Raw genomic sequence first — 13,801 nt, 5'->3', positions numbered from 1 at the left:
TGCCAATAGGACAACGACAACACCTCACGGAGACCCGATGCGCAACCTCGCTCTCGCGCCCGTCCTGGGCGTCCTCCTGCTCGTCGCCATCGGCCTCGTCGCGCTCCTCATCTCCCGCGCACGCGCCACGCCCGACGACGTCACCTGGCTCGCCGGCACCCGCGATGTCACCCCCGACGAGCGGACCGTCTACGCCGACCACCTCACCCGGCACCGCACCTCGCGCCTCTGGTGGGGCGGCGTCGGCCTCGCCGTCGCGCTCGCCGCGAGCCTCACCCTCAACGACGGCACCTTCACCGTCGGCACCAACGCCATCGGCCCCGCCGGCGACATCCTCTTCTGCCTCGTCACCGGCATCGCCGTCGGCGCCCTCCTCGCGGAAAACTACCGGCTGCGCCGCCCAACAGGTCCCGCCTCTGCCTCGCTCGCACCCCGCACACCCCTCCCCGCCGCGGGCACCCGCCGCGCCGCCCGCGCCGTCGCCGGCGTCGCGCTCGCGCTGGGCCTCGTCGACGTCCTCGTCGCGCCCGGCGCACGGCCCGCGCTCCTCACCGTCGTCGTCCTCGTGCCGTGGCTCCTGTGCGAGCTCGTGCTCCGCGCCGTCCGCGAGCGCCCCCGTCCAGCGCTCTCGCCGCGCGCCGAGCGCGTCGACACCCGCCTGCGGATGTTCGCCGCCGTCACCGTGAGCCGCCTCGAGCTCGCCGCCGCGATGAGCGCTGCGCTGTGGCTCGTCGACCTCGACGAAACCTGGAACCTCGACGACGACGTCAGGGCCGTCGTCGCTCTCGTCGGGTTCGGCCTCCTCATCGCTGCGATCGTCGTGCTCTGGCATGCCGCGCCGCGCTCACGTGGGCGGCGGCCACTGCTCCCCCAGGACGCGCCACAGCCGCTCGTCGACGGGCGCACCGCATGATCGTCACGGTCGACGCGACCTCCCCCGTGCCCGTCGTCGAACAGCTCCGCGCGCAGGTCGCGCGCCACGTCGCCGACGGCACGCTCCGGCCGGGCGACAGCCTCCCCCCGATCCGCCACCTCGCCGCCGACCTCGGCATCGCGCGCGGGACCGTCGCCAAGGTCTACGAGCAGCTCGCGCGCGACGGCGTCGTCCGCACCGCGGGACGGCACGGGACGCTCGTCGCCGGCGCGGGCGAGGGCCCGACGCCGCCCCCCGCGCATCCCGAGGTCGACCTCGCCGCCGACGCCCTCGCGCACGTCGTCCGCGCCGCCGGGCTCGACGACGCGGCCGCGCACGCGGCGCTCGCCGCAGCCCTCGGCCGCAACCGGGGCTGAGCGCGTTGCGTCCCGGCACCCCTCAGGGGTGCCCCGACGCTACCTCCAGGCTCGGCCCGGGCCGCCTCACGACAGGGTTGCGCGCACGCACCCCTCAGGGGTGCCTGGGCGCAACCCGCCCGGCACCCGCTCACGCGACGCGCGAACGCCTCACCTTTGCCGCGTCACGGTAGACGTCGAGCATCCCGCGCGCCGCCGTCTCCCAGCCGAACCGCGCCCCGACCGCCGCCGCACCCTCGCCGAGCCGAGCCCGCAGCACGTCGTCCGCAAGCACGCGGTCGAGCGCCGCCGCCCACGCGCGCGGGTCGTGCCCGTCGACGAGCAGTCCCGACACCTCGTCGACGACGACCGTCCGCAGACCACCCACGGCCGTCGCGACGACGGGCGTCCCGCACGCCTCGGCCTCCGCCGCAACGAGCCCGAACGACTCCGAGTGCGACGGCATCGCGACGACGTCCGCGCTCCGGTACCAGTCGCCGAGCGCCGTGCGCGGCACGGGCGGGCGGAAGAGGACGCGGTCACCGACGCCGAGCCGGTCCGCGAGCACCGCCAGCTCCCGCACCGCCGTCGCGCGCCCCGACGGACCCCCGCACACGACGATCCACGGCACCGGACGCCCCTGCGCACGCAGCTCCGCCGCGGCCTCGACGAGCGTGTCGGGCCCCTTGAGCGGCTGGACGCGCCCGACGAAGAGCACGAGCGGCCCCTGCGGCAGCCCGAGCCGGTCGCGCAGCGCCGGGTCATCAGCGCCCCGCGGCCCCGGGAGCGGACGGAACAGCTCAAGATCCGCACCCGGCGCGACGACGTGGACGCGTGACGGGTCGGCCCCGTAGAGGTCGCGCAGCTCGGCCGCCTCGTCGGGCGTCGACGCGACGAGCGCATCAGCAGCCTCGACGACCTGCTCCTCACCGACCACCCGACCGTGCGGCTCCGGCACGTCACCCGGAGCGAGCGCCGCGTTCTTCACCTTCGCCATCGTGTGCATCGAGTGGACGAGCGGCACGTCCCAGCGGTCCGCGGCGAGCCAGCCGACCTGCCCCGAGAGCCAGTAGTGAGAGTGCACGACGTCGTACCAGCCGGGCCGCCGCGACGCCTCGGTCCGCAGGACGCCCGCCGTGAACGCGCACAGCTGACCGGGCAGCTCGTTCTTGTCGAGGCCCTCGTACGGGCCAGCCAGGACGTGACGCACGAGCACGCCGTCGCCGGCCTCGTGGACGTCGGGCTGCGCCGACGCCGTCGCACGCGTGAAGATCTCGACGTGCGCGCCGAGCCCCGCGAGAGCGCGCGCAAGCCCGCGCACGTAGACGTTCATGCCGCCCGCGTCGCCCGTACCCGGCTGCGCGAGCGGCGACGTGTGCACCGAGAGCATCGCGACGCGTAGGCCGTCGGCGCGCACGACCTCACGGTCCGCGAGCGCGGAGGCGACGGGAAGGTCGAGGAGGGCCATGCCCCCAGTATCGGCCACCAGTGCGTCCTGCGGCGGGTCGTGTCGCGGCCCTCACAGGGCGGGACATCCATGTCCGGATCGACACCGAAAGACCGGATGATGGGCCGGAAGTCCTACGTCGTCCCGTGTTAAATCGCAGAGAGTGGTCCTATGACTGCACCGTCGGGCACGACCCCCAACCCGCTCGAGGCGCTGCGCGCCAAGCTCGCCGCGGAGCCTGCCGTTGTCGACGCGTCCGCACCCGTCGTCGACGCCGCGACGCTGGCCGACGAGTACATCGTCTGTCACTGCACGAACGTCACCGCGGGCGAGCTGCGCGGGCTCGTCCACGAGGCCGGCTGCACGTCGCTCGAGGAGATCCAGCGCTGCACACGCGCGGGCGGATCGTGCGGCAAGTGCGTGCCGCTGCTCACCGAGGTCGTCGCGATCGAGCTCGGCCGCGCAGGCATCGCCTGATCCGAGCCCCCCTCCCCGCTCACCCTCGACTCGTAGGTCTCCAGCACCATCGAACGGCGCTCCAGACCTACGAGTCGCCCAGTTCTGTCGACTCGTAGGGCCCCAGCACCGTCGAACGGTGCTGGGGCCCTCCGAGTCGTCCCCGTGCGTCGGGGCGCGTCGTCAGGCGACGACGACGCAGCTCGGCTTCACCGGCAGGTCGAGCCGGCCGACGACCTCGCCCGAGCCGTCCTCCGCGACGCGCACGGCGACGAGGCACGCGTCGCCCTGCGACGCGACGAGCACGAGGTCGCCGCCCTCCCCCGAGGTCACGGCACCGTCGGCGCCGACCTGCGCGACGAGCGCGTGATGGCGGGGCCACGACGCGCCGAGCGGGGTGTCAGCGAGGTGCCGGAGGACCGTCGGGCGACCCTCCGCGTCGCGCTCGACGGCGAACGTCGCGAGGACGTCGGGGCCGCGCACGGTGACGTGGAGGCGCGTGCCGTCGGCCGAGAGCGAGACGTGCGCGGGGTAGGAGCCGCGCTCCGAGGGCGGGGTCGTGCAGGCAGCCTGCTCCCCGACCGCGACCCCTGCGCCGTCGGCGTCGAGGACAAAGGTCGTCACGCGCGAGTCGAGCTCGCCGACGACGAACGCGACGCCGTCGGGGTGGACCGCGACGTGGCGCGGGCCCGACCCGGGCGTGACGCGCGCACCGATGCCGTCGGCCTCGACGCGGACCTCCCCCTCCGCACCCGAAGGCCGCAGCGAGTAGCGGCGGAGCTCGTCCGTGCCGAGGTCGGCGACCCACGCGGACGCGCCGCCGGGCAGCTCCCACGCGGAGTGGACGTGCGCCTCGCCCTGGCGGTCGGGGTTCGGGCCCGAGCCGAGGTGGACGTGCGTGACGCCGTCACCCGTCGGGCGGCCGTCGGCGTCGAGCGGCACGACCGTGAGCGTGCCTGAGCCGTAGTTCGAGACGAGCAGGGCGCCGTCGTGCGGGCCCGCGACGATCGCGAGGTGGCACGGGTAGTCGCCGCCTGCGGCGAGGCGTGCAACCTCGGTGAGGGTGTCGCCGTCGACGTCGTAGGCGACGACAAGACCGTCGGGCGTCTCGCTCGTCGCCCAGAGGGTGCGGCCCGCGGGGTGGAGCTCGACCCAGGAGGCGTGGGGCAGCTCGGCAGCGGTGCCGCGGTCGACGAGGGTGCCGTCGGGCAGGAGGTCGACGCGGCGCACGCCCGAGGGCTGCTCGGGGGCGTCGTCGCTGCTCGGGTAGGTGCCGAGCCACAGGCGCACGGGGTCCACGGGGATCCTTCCGTCGGGGCGGCGCTGCCGCCGGGGATGTCCCCATCCAACCAGCACGCCCCACCCCGCACGATCCCCGTGCCCCGGGACGTCGCCGAGATAGCGGCCCCGCGCCGAGATAGCGTCTGCAGACCGCTATCTCGGCCGGGGAGCGCTATCTCGCGAAAGTCCGGGAGTGGGGGTGGGGGTCAGGCGGGGAGGCGGGAGGACGGGTCGGCGGCGAGGCCGCGGAGGACCTCGACCGCTCCCCCCGTCATCGCGGCCTCGGCACCCGCGAGCGACGGCTCGACGACGAGGTCCTCGCGCGGCGCCGTGAGCACGCGCGCCTCGAGCTCCGCGGCGACGTGCGCGCGCAGGTAGGGCTCGAGCGGACCGTAGATGCCGCCGAGGACGATGTGCGCGACGTCGGTGAGGTTGACGAAGCTCGCGAGCGCGACGCCGAGCGCCCAGCCACCTCGCGCGAGGGCGGCGAGCGCCGGCGCGTCGCCCTCGTCGGCCCGGGCACAGAGGTCGACGAGGGGACCGAGCCGGTCGAGGCCCGCCGCGATCATGAGCGCGTCCTTGCCCGCATAGGCCTCGAGGCAGCCGTGGGCGCCGCACGCGCACAGGGGGCCGTCGGGCTCGACGGTCGTGTGGCCGAGCTCGCCCGACCAGCCTCGGACGCCTCCGAAGACGGCGTGCTCGTGGACGAGGGCGCCACCGATGCCGACCTCGCCCGAGACGTAGAGGAAGCTCGGCAGGGCGCGCCTGCGGGCGCGCCACTCGGCGACGGCCGCGAGGTTGGCCTCGTTCGTGACGGTGAGACCGAGGCGGTCGAACGGAGCAACCTCGCGCAGCGCGGAGAGGTCGACGTCGGCCCAGCCGAGGTTGGGAGCGACGCGGAGCCGGTCGGCGGACGGGTCGACGAGGCCTGGCAGGGCGAGGCTTGCGCCGACGACGTCGACGCCGCGCGCTTCGAGGTCGTGGGCGACGTCCGCGGCGCGGGCGGCGAGGTCCGCGAGGACGACGGCGGGGTCGGACGCGTGGTGGTCGCCGGGGACGACGACGTCGGCAAGGACGTCTCCCGCAAGGTCGACGGCACGCACCCCGAGGTAGTCGACGTTGACCTCGAGGCCGAGGCCGGCGAGGGTTCCGCGGGCGGGCGTGAGCGGGACGGCAGGGCGTCCGGCGGTGCCGGTCTGGACGGGCTCGCCCTCGGCGAGGACGCGGGACTCGACGAGGAGGTCGACGAGCGCGGAGACCGTCGCGCGCGTGAGGCCGGTCGCGGCGGCGAGGTCGGCGCGGGAGACAGGGGCGTCGGCGTCGAGCACGTGGCCGAGGACGAGCGAGAGGTTGTGCTCGCGCAGGCTCGCCTGACGCGCGGCGGTTCCCCGGGCGGGTCCGCGGCGTGGGGGCTGCTTGCTTGTCGGCATGGGTTGACCCTACCGCCGGACGGCGATAAGTTCATCCACAATACAAATCTCGACGAGGAGACCCCATGTCGCTCACCCCCACCCCCGCTGACAAGTTCTCGTTCGGCCTCTGGACCGTCGGCTGGAGCGCCCAGGACCAGTTCGGATCCGCGAGCCGCCCCGACCTCGACCCCGTCGAGTCGGTCCACCGCCTCGCCGAGCTCGGCGCCGCGCACGTCACCTTCCACGACGACGACGTCGTCCCCTTCGGCTCCGACACCGCCGAGCGCGACCGCATCCTCGACCGCTTCAAGGGTGCCCTCACCGAGACCGGCATCACCGTGGAGATGGTCACCACCAACACCTTCTCGCACCCCATCTTCAAGGACGGGGCCTTCACCTCGAACGACCGCCGCGTCCGCCGCTACGGCCTCCGCAAGGTCCTGCGCAACGTCGACCTCGCCGCCGAGCTCGGCGCGAGCACGTTCGTCATGTGGGGCGGCCGCGAGGGCGCCGAGTACGACTCCGCCAAGGACCTCTACGCCGCGCACGAGCGCTACGCCGAGGGCATCGACACCGTCGCCGCCTACATCAAGTCGAAGGGCTACGACCTCCGCATCGCGCTCGAGCCCAAGCCCAACGAGCCCCGCGGCGACATCCTCCTGCCCACCGTCGGCCACGCCCTCGCACTCATCGCGAAGCTCGAGAACGGCGACATCGTCGGCCTCAACCCCGAGACGGGCCACGAGCAGATGGCCGGCCTCAACTACACGACGGGCCTCGCCCAGGCGCTCTGGGCCGACAAGCTCTTCCACATCGACCTCAACGGCCAGCGCTCGATCAAGTACGACCAGGACCTCGTCTTCGGCCACGGCGACCTCTTCAGCGCCTTCGCAACCGTCGACCTCCTCGTCAACGGCTTCCCGGGCGGCGGCCCCCGCTACGACGGCCCCGTCCACTTCGACTACAAGCCCTCGCGCACCGAGGACGTGCAGGGCGTGTGGGACTCCGCCGCCGCCAACATGCGCACCTACCTCCTCCTCAAGGAGCGCGCCCTCGCGTTCCGCGCCGACCCCGAGGTCCAGGAGGCCCTCGAGGCCGCGGGCGTCCTCGAGCTCGCCCAGCCGACCCTCGCGGCGGACGAGACCCTCGAGTCGTTCCTCGCCGACACCTCGGTCTACGAGGACGTCGACGTCGACGAGGTCGCCGCGCGCGGCTTCGGCTTCGTCCGCCTCAACCAGCTCGCGCTCGAGCACGCCATCGGAGCTCGCTGAGACGCCGCGCCGGGGATCCTCCGTCAGCCCCGGCGCGCACGCTCGCCAGCCGGCCCCTCACGGGGCTCGACACGGCCGGCGCAGCCGGGCGGCCCTCCCCCACCAGGAGGGCCGCCCTCGCCACATCCACCCCGTCGACCACCAGCACCCCCTTGGACACACACATGACCCTCGTCGCCGGCGTGGACTCCTCCACGCAGTCCTGCAAGATCGTCATCCGCGACGCCACAACCGGCGCCCTCGTGCGCGAGGGCCGCGCCTCGCACCCGGACGGCACGACCGTCGACCCCGAAGCCTGGTGGGACGCGCTCGTCGCGGCCGCCGCGGACGCCGGCGGCCTCGACGACGTCGCCGCGATCGCCGTCGGCGGCCAGCAGCACGGCATGGTCGCGCTCGACGCCGACGGCCACGTCATCCGCCCCGCGATGCTGTGGAACGACACGTCGTCCGCCCCCGACGCCCGCGACCTCGTCGCCGAGCTCGGAGACGGCGACCCCGAGCGCGGCGCGCGGGCGTGGGCCGACGCGGTCGGCGCCGTTCCCGTCGCGTCGTTCACGGTGACGAAGCTCCGCTGGCTCGCGCGCGTCGAGCCGGAGAACGCCGCGCGCGTCGCGGCGGTGTGCCTCCCGCACGACTGGCTCACGTGGCGCCTGCGCGGGGCGCGTTCGCTCGAGGACCTCACGACGGACCGCTCCGACGTCTCTGGGACGAGCTACTGGTCGCCGACGACGGGCGAGTACCGTCGCGATCTCCTCGCGCTCGCGCTCGGTCGCGACGACGTCGTCCTGCCCCGCGTCCTCGGCGCCGGCGAGTCCGCCGGCACGACGGACTGCGAGCTCACGCGCGGCGCCGTCGTCGGAGTCGGCGCAGGCGACAACGCGGGCGCCGCGCTCGGCCTCGGCCTCGGCGAGGGCGACGTCTCGGTGTCGCTCGGCACCTCCGGAGTCGTCGCCGCCGTCGCGACCTCCCCGACGTCCGACGCGTCCGGGCTCGTCGCCGGCTTCGCGGATGCGACCGGCCGCTTTCTGCCGCTCGTGTGCACGCTCAACGGGTCTCGCATCCTCGACGCCGCGTGCAACGTCCTCGGCGTCGACTACGACCGTCTCGCCGAGCTCGCGCTCGAGGCGCCCGCGGGCGCTGACGGGCTCGTGCTCGTCCCGTACCTCGAGGGCGAGCGCACGCCCAACCTGCCTGACGCGAGCGGGTCGCTCCACGGCCTCACGCTCGCGAACGCGACATCCGCGCACATGGCCCGCGCGTTCGTCGAGGGCATGCTGTGCGCGCTCGCCGACGGACTCGACGAGATCGTCCGGCACGGGACGACGCCGCGCCGCGCGATCCTCGTCGGCGGTGGCGCGAAGTCGCCCGCGGTGCGCGCGATCGCCCCCGTCGTGCTCGGCGTCGACGTGCTCGTACCGCTCGCGGGCGAGTACGTCGCGGACGGTGCGGCACGGCAGGCCGCGTGGGCGCTCGCCGGCGGCGGGGAACCGCCTGCCTGGGACGATCTCGCGGGTGCGGGTGAGTTGGTGCGTGCGGATCTCAGCGCGGAGGGACGCGCGACGACCAAGCGCGTGCGGTCGCGTTATGCCGCCGCCCGAAGGCACGTCCTCGACCGGGCTTGAAATTCACCCGATCCTTCTCGCCAGGCATTCCTGGGAAAGCCGCAGGGCGTGAGGTGGCGTGGTGCGTCCATCATCGGCCGACGCTTGCGCGCTACGTGCCAGACGCCGCGAGGCCCGACGATCGTCGTCGTCGGGCCTCGCGGGACGGAATCGTCGGGGGCGATTCCGGGAAATGCAGCGTGCTCAGTGAGCGGCTTCGTAGGCGGCGCGAATCTCAGCAGAGATGCGGCCACGGTCGTTGACGGTGTATCCGTTCGCGCGCGCCCATTCACGCATGACGGTCGCATCCGAGCTGCCGCGCTTGCGAGCGGTGCGGGCGGGGGCGGCTGCGCGTCCACCACGGGCGATGCGACGTCCGTGGCCGACCCAGGGTGCGAGAGCGGCGCGAAGGTCGGCCGCGTTCTTGTCGTTGAGGTCGATCTCGTAGGTGACGCCGTCGAGCCCGAACGTCACGGTCTCGGTCGCCTCACCACCGTCGATGTCGTCCTCGAGAATCACCACTGTCCTCTGTGCCATTTCTTGTCTCCGGCTTCGTCGTCGCGTGAGTGGTCGAGCAATTATGTTCACGGACGTCGGGCGCCGTCAAAAGATTCTGTGCAGCCGCAGGCTCACGATATTGCCACTATTGGGGAGCTGCCGCCCAGGGTCGCCTGATGAGACGGGGAAGCGCCAGCGGGGATCACGGGTCGGGCCGCAGGGATTCGCCCGGAGAATGGCACCCCTCGACGCGCAGAGGCGTCGTCAAGAAGAAGCGTCAGCGCTCTCGCGCGGCGGTGTTGTTCGGCGCGACGGAGACGCCGTCGCGCTCGGCCTCGAACTTTGCGAGCGCCTCGCGCTCGCTGCGGTCGGCACGCATGATCGCGCGGATGCCGAGCCAGAAGAGCACGCCCACGCCGACCGAGGGGACAAGGGCGCCGACAGCGTCGAGGAAGGGTTGCACGCCTCCATCGTACGTTCGTGCACCGCCGACGGGGAGCCCGCAGCGTGAACTTCGAGCTCGACGCGATCGCCGCGGCGTTCATCGGCGGCACGGCCGTCACGGGCGGTATCGGCAAGGTGTCCGGCGCGATCATCGGCGCGCTCATCATGGGCGTTCTCAACATGGGTCTGTCGCTCATGAACGTGCCCGCCGAGTGGCAGCAGACCGTCAAGGGTCTCGTGCTCCTCGCGGCCGTCGCGTTCGACATCCTCAACAAGCGCCGCAACGCCGCCGCCTGACCCAACCGACCCAGGATTCCGCGCGTATGGCTGCTGCGAGTAGCTATACGCGCGGAATCCTGGGGAGGAGCGGGCGTAGCACGAGTCCGGGCTTCTGGTCACCGGGGGTGACCAGAAGCCCGGACTCGTGCGTCACCAGGGGCGACGTCGGTCAGAGCGGCTTGACCAGCGGGAACGTGATGGTCTCCCGGATGCCGTAGCCCGTGATCGCCATGAGCAGGCGGTCAAGGCCCATGCCCATGCCACCGCTCGGCGGCATCGCGAACTCCATGGCCGTGAGGAACTCCTCGTCGAGGACCATCGCCTCGTCGTCACCCGCCGCGGCGAGCAGCGCCTGCGCCTCGAAGCGCTCGCGCTGGATCACCGGGTCGACGAGCTCGGAGTACGCCGTCGCGAGCTCGAAGCCGCGCACGTAGAGGTCCCACTTCTCGACGAGACCCGGCTTGGACCGGTGACCGCGCGTGAGTGGGCTCGTCTCGACCGGGAAGTCACGCACGAACGTCGGCGCGACGAGGTGGTCGCCGACGTGGTGCTCCCACAGCTCCTCGACGAGCTTGCCGTGGTTCTGCTTCTTGGGGTCGACCTTGAGGTCGAAGCGCTCCACGAGCGCGAGCAGGTGCTCGACGGTCGTGTCCGCGGTGATCTCCTCGCCGAGCTTCTCGGAGAGCGAGTCGTACATCGTGATCTCGGCCCACTCGCCGCCGAGATCGTACTCGGTGCCGTCCGCGAGGGTGACGAGCGTCGTGCCGCGGGCTGCGACGGCCGCCTGCTGCACGAGGTCGCGCGTGAGGGCGGCCATCGTGTCGTAGTCGCCGTAGGCCTCGTACGCCTCGATCATCGTGAACTCGGGCGAGTGGCTCGAGTCCGCTCCCTCGTTGCGGAAGTTCCGGTTGATCTCGAAGACCTTCTCGATGCCGCCGACGACAGCACGCTTGAGGAAGAGCTCGGGAGCGATGCGCAGGAAGAGCTCCATGTCGAACGCGTTCATGTGCGTCGAGAACGGACGAGCCGCGGCACCGCCGTGGATCGTCTGGAGCATGGGCGTCTCGATCTCGATGAAGTCGCGCTCGTGGAAGTTCTCGCGCAGCGACCGCACGACGGCTGCGCGCGTGCGCACCATGTCGCGCGCCGCGGGGCGCGTGATGAGGTCGACGTACCGCTGGCGGACGCGCGCCTCCTCGGAGAGCTCGGCCGTCGAGCCGTCCTCCCGCTGGTAGAGGTTGGGCAGCGGGCGCAGCGACTTCGCGGCAAGCTGCCACGTGTCGACGAAGACGGAGAGCTCGCCGCGGCGCGACGAGCCGACCCGTCCGCCGACGAAGAGGTGGTCGCCGAGGTCGACGTCAGCCTTGAACGCCGCGAGGCGCTCCTCGCCGACGGCCGCGAGCGAGAGCATCGCCTGGAGGCGCTCGCCAGCGCCGTCCTGGACGGTGACGAAGCAGAGCTTGCCGGTGTTGCGGAGGAAGACGACACGTCCGGCGACGCCGACGACGTCGTCGGTCTCGACGCCCGCCTCGAGGTGGCCGTACTGCGCGCGGACCGCGGAGATCGTCGTCGTCACGGGCACCGAGACGGGGTAGGCCTCCTGGCCGGACGCGAGGAGTCGCTCGCGCTTCTCCTTGCGGACCCGGATCTGCTCGGGGGTGTCGTCCGCCGGGGCGGCCGAAGGGTCCTGGATCGCGGGCGCGTCGCTACGCGTGGAGTCGGAGGCAGTCACGCGCCCAATCCTACCGACCTCCAGCGCCCCCCTCCCCTGGAAAACGCCCCGCGAGATAGCGCTGCCAGGACGAGATAGCGCGCCTCACGCGCTATCTCGTCCGCCAACCGCTATCTCGCGGAAGTCGGGGTGGGGTCAGGCTCGGAGATCCAGGGCCAGGTCGAGGATCGGGGCGCTGTGCGTGAGGGCACCGACGCTCATGTAGTCGACGCCCGTCGCCGCGACCGACGCCGCACGCTCGAGCGACAGGTTGCCCGTCGCCTCGAGCTCCACCCGGCCCCGAGACGCCTCGAGCGCACGCACCGCCTCGACCGTCGCGCGCAGCGCGTCGTCGTCCATGTTGTCGAGCAGCAGGAAGTCGGCACCGGCCTCGACGGCCTCGACCGCCTGCGCCTGCGTGTCCGCCTCGACCTGCACCGCGACCTCCGGGAACCGCTCGCGCACCGACGCGACCGCGGCCGCGACCGATCCCGCCGCGACGACGTGGTTGTCCTTGATCATCGCGACGTCGTACAGACCCATGCGCTTGTTCGTGCCGCCGCCGCAGCGCACCGCGTACTTGTCGAGCGCGCGCAGACCCGGCGTCGTCTTACGCGTGTCAAGCACACGCGCCCTCGACCCGTCGGGCCGCACGACCGTGTCGAGCACGTCCGTCCACGCACGTGCGGCCGTCGCGACGCCCGACGCACGCGACGCGATGTTGAGCATCGTGCGCTCCGCGACGAGCAGCGCCTGGACCGGGCCCGTGAGGTGCGCGAGCACCTGCCCCGCACGCACGCGCTCGCCGTCGACGACGAGGTGCTCGACCTGCACGGGCGCGAGGTCGAAGATCTCGCACACCTGCGTGAGCGTCTCCCGCACCGCGCTGAGCCCCGCGACCGTGCCGTCCTCGCGCGCGACGAGGTCCGCCGTGCCGCGCACCGACGGCGAGATCGTCGCCTGCGTCGTCACGTCGCGTCGGTTGACGGAGCCGAGGTCCTCGTCGAGCGCCATCGCGACCGTCGCGGCGATCCAGGCCCGGCCCGGCCCGGGGTCACCGGGAAGGGTCGGGTCGGACGGGTACGCGGGCGCGTTGGGCGCGGCGGAGGCAGGCGAGATCGCCGTGGCAGGGGTGGTCACGCCCGAACGCTACCGCACGCGGGCGGGCCCGTCCCACAGGGTTCGGGCACAGCGACGGACGCCGCGGGCGCGGCTCAGTCCGCGTAGTCGGGCGCGGGTTCGAGCCCGAAGTACTCCTCGAGCGACGGGCCGCCCGCCTCGTGGACCGCGGTCGCGACCTCGACCCCGACGTAGCGCAGGTGCCACGGTTCGGCCTTGTACCCCGTCCACTCCTCGTGCGCGCCGTCGAACCGGACGACGAACCCGTACCGGTGCGCGTTCGCGACGAGCCACGCCGACGCGTCGGTCTCCCCGAAGCAGCTCATGACGCCGCACGTGTCACCCGTCGCCACGACGTCGACGGCGAGGCCCGTCTGGTGCTCGGAGAACCCCGCGCGCGCCGACGAACGCTCCGCCTGCTCGCGGCCCATCTGCGCGACCCAGCCCTCGAACGTCGTGCGCTGCTCCTGGTACGAGCGCATCGCCGAGTGCACGGCCATGGGGTTGCCGTCCTCCTGAGCGTCCGCACGGAGCTCGGCGAGCGCGTCCGCGGCCTCCGCGCGCATCGTCACGGCCGCGCCGGAGACCGGCACGAGGTCGTCGGGACGGTGCTCGAGCGGCGACAACGGCCGCAGCTTGTTGACGACGACGGTGATCGAGTCCGGCGAGTCGACGTCGTAGCCGCGGCCCGACGGCGTCGGATCGGGGGCGTCGACGGTGGGCTCGTCGGCAGGCGTGTCCGTGGGCGTGACCGTGGACGTCGGGGCCTCCGACGTCGGCGACGGCGCAGGGGTCCCGGGGCCGGGGCTCGTCGGCGCGTCCGAAGGCTCCCCGAGGACCGACGCGCCGACCGACAGGACGAACGACCGCACCGTCGGAGGCGCGAGGTTCTCGAGCGCGACGAACGCGGAGACGCCAGCGGCGACGACGAGCAGCGGCGCGACGACGAGCGCGGAACGTCGTCGCCGACGCCGCGCACGCACACGCGGAGCGGGGGTCATCCGGTGATCGTA

The 13,801-nt window shown here is 73.2% G+C and carries 13 protein-coding genes and 1 pseudogene; 6 read left to right on the top strand and 8 right to left on the bottom strand.

Features of this window, described 5'->3' with window-relative positions:
* Positions 1-37: 37 nt before the first annotated feature.
* Both IGS67_RS01135 and IGS67_RS01130 read left to right on the top strand, forming a co-directional pair.
* Positions 38-913, top strand: a complete 876-nt coding sequence (locus IGS67_RS01135) for a hypothetical protein (protein ID WP_192276982.1) — start codon at positions 38-40, stop codon at positions 911-913.
* On the top strand, positions 910-1,290 hold the full coding sequence (locus tag IGS67_RS01130) for a GntR family transcriptional regulator (RefSeq protein WP_192276979.1): 381 nt from the start codon (positions 910-912) through the stop codon (positions 1,288-1,290). Before IGS67_RS01135 ends, IGS67_RS01130 begins: the two co-directional genes overlap by 4 nt.
* Before the next feature lie 130 nt (positions 1,291-1,420).
* Here the strand turns inward: IGS67_RS01130 and mshA are convergent, their stop codons facing one another.
* The gene (mshA, locus tag IGS67_RS01125; protein WP_235977515.1) at positions 1,421-2,659 is read right to left on the bottom strand and encodes a D-inositol-3-phosphate glycosyltransferase; all 1,239 of its coding nucleotides are present in this window, start codon (positions 2,657-2,659) and stop codon (positions 1,421-1,423) included.
* A gap of 228 nt (positions 2,660-2,887) precedes the next feature.
* Here mshA and IGS67_RS01120 point away from each other — a divergent pair, with 228 nt between their 5' ends.
* A complete protein-coding gene (locus IGS67_RS01120; RefSeq protein WP_192276973.1) occupies positions 2,888-3,193 on the top strand; it encodes a (2Fe-2S)-binding protein in 306 nt (101 codons plus the stop codon).
* A gap of 162 nt (positions 3,194-3,355) precedes the next feature.
* Here IGS67_RS01120 and IGS67_RS01115 read toward each other — a convergent pair whose 3' ends face one another.
* Both IGS67_RS01115 and IGS67_RS01110 read right to left on the bottom strand, forming a co-directional pair.
* Entirely contained in the window at positions 3,356-4,471 is a 1,116-nt protein-coding gene (locus IGS67_RS01115; protein WP_192276970.1) for a lactonase family protein, read from the bottom strand.
* Positions 4,472-4,659: 188 nt separating this feature from the next.
* Positions 4,660-5,883 (bottom strand): ROK family transcriptional regulator, encoded by a 1,224-nt coding sequence (locus tag IGS67_RS01110; RefSeq protein ID WP_192276967.1) that lies wholly within the window; start codon positions 5,881-5,883, stop codon positions 4,660-4,662.
* A gap of 65 nt (positions 5,884-5,948) precedes the next feature.
* Between IGS67_RS01110 and xylA the strand changes: the two genes are divergently transcribed.
* Complete coding sequence (gene xylA / locus IGS67_RS01105; protein WP_192276964.1) at positions 5,949-7,136, top strand: xylose isomerase; 1,188 nt, start codon at positions 5,949-5,951, stop codon at positions 7,134-7,136.
* Between the two features lie 164 nt (positions 7,137-7,300).
* On the top strand, positions 7,301-8,758 hold the full coding sequence (locus tag IGS67_RS01100) for a xylulokinase (RefSeq protein WP_192276961.1): 1,458 nt from the start codon (positions 7,301-7,303) through the stop codon (positions 8,756-8,758).
* Positions 8,759-8,941: 183 nt separating this feature from the next.
* Here the strand turns inward: IGS67_RS01100 and IGS67_RS01095 are convergent, their stop codons facing one another.
* Positions 8,942-9,274 carry a histone-like nucleoid-structuring protein Lsr2 gene (locus tag IGS67_RS01095; RefSeq protein WP_192276958.1) on the bottom strand — a complete coding sequence of 111 codons (333 nt, stop codon included), beginning with the start codon at positions 9,272-9,274 and terminating at the stop codon, positions 8,942-8,944.
* Positions 9,275-9,512: 238 nt separating this feature from the next.
* Positions 9,513-9,698, bottom strand: a complete 186-nt coding sequence (locus IGS67_RS01090) for a hypothetical protein (RefSeq protein WP_192276955.1) — start codon at positions 9,696-9,698, stop codon at positions 9,513-9,515.
* A 47-nt stretch (positions 9,699-9,745) separates the two neighbouring features.
* Here IGS67_RS01090 and IGS67_RS01085 point away from each other — a divergent pair.
* Positions 9,746-9,976: pseudogene (locus tag IGS67_RS01085) on the top strand (ABC transporter permease subunit); the annotation flags it as partial.
* Between the two features lie 151 nt (positions 9,977-10,127).
* Here the strand turns inward: IGS67_RS01085 and lysS are convergent.
* The 3 genes from lysS to IGS67_RS01070 all read right to left on the bottom strand — a co-directional run bounded on the left by lysS (position 10,128) and on the right by IGS67_RS01070 (position 13,789).
* Positions 10,128-11,651 carry a lysine--tRNA ligase gene (lysS, locus tag IGS67_RS01080; RefSeq protein WP_328741390.1) on the bottom strand — a complete coding sequence of 508 codons (1,524 nt, stop codon included), beginning with the start codon at positions 11,649-11,651 and terminating at the stop codon, positions 10,128-10,130.
* Positions 11,652-11,825: 174 nt separating this feature from the next.
* The gene (gene nadC, locus IGS67_RS01075; protein ID WP_192277811.1) at positions 11,826-12,683 is read right to left on the bottom strand and encodes a carboxylating nicotinate-nucleotide diphosphorylase; all 858 of its coding nucleotides are present in this window, start codon (positions 12,681-12,683) and stop codon (positions 11,826-11,828) included.
* Between the two features lie 200 nt (positions 12,684-12,883).
* Positions 12,884-13,789: a M15 family metallopeptidase gene (locus IGS67_RS01070; RefSeq protein ID WP_192276949.1), complete on the bottom strand. Its 906-nt coding sequence runs from the start codon at positions 13,787-13,789 to the stop codon at positions 12,884-12,886.
* Positions 13,790-13,801: the final 12 nt, after the last annotated feature.

Origin of the sequence: Flavimobilis rhizosphaerae (assembly GCF_014852685.1) — a bacterium.
Classification (GTDB): Bacteria; Actinomycetota; Actinomycetes; order Actinomycetales; family Cellulomonadaceae; genus Flavimobilis; species Flavimobilis rhizosphaerae.
This window is presented reverse-complemented; position numbering and strand designations above follow the sequence as displayed.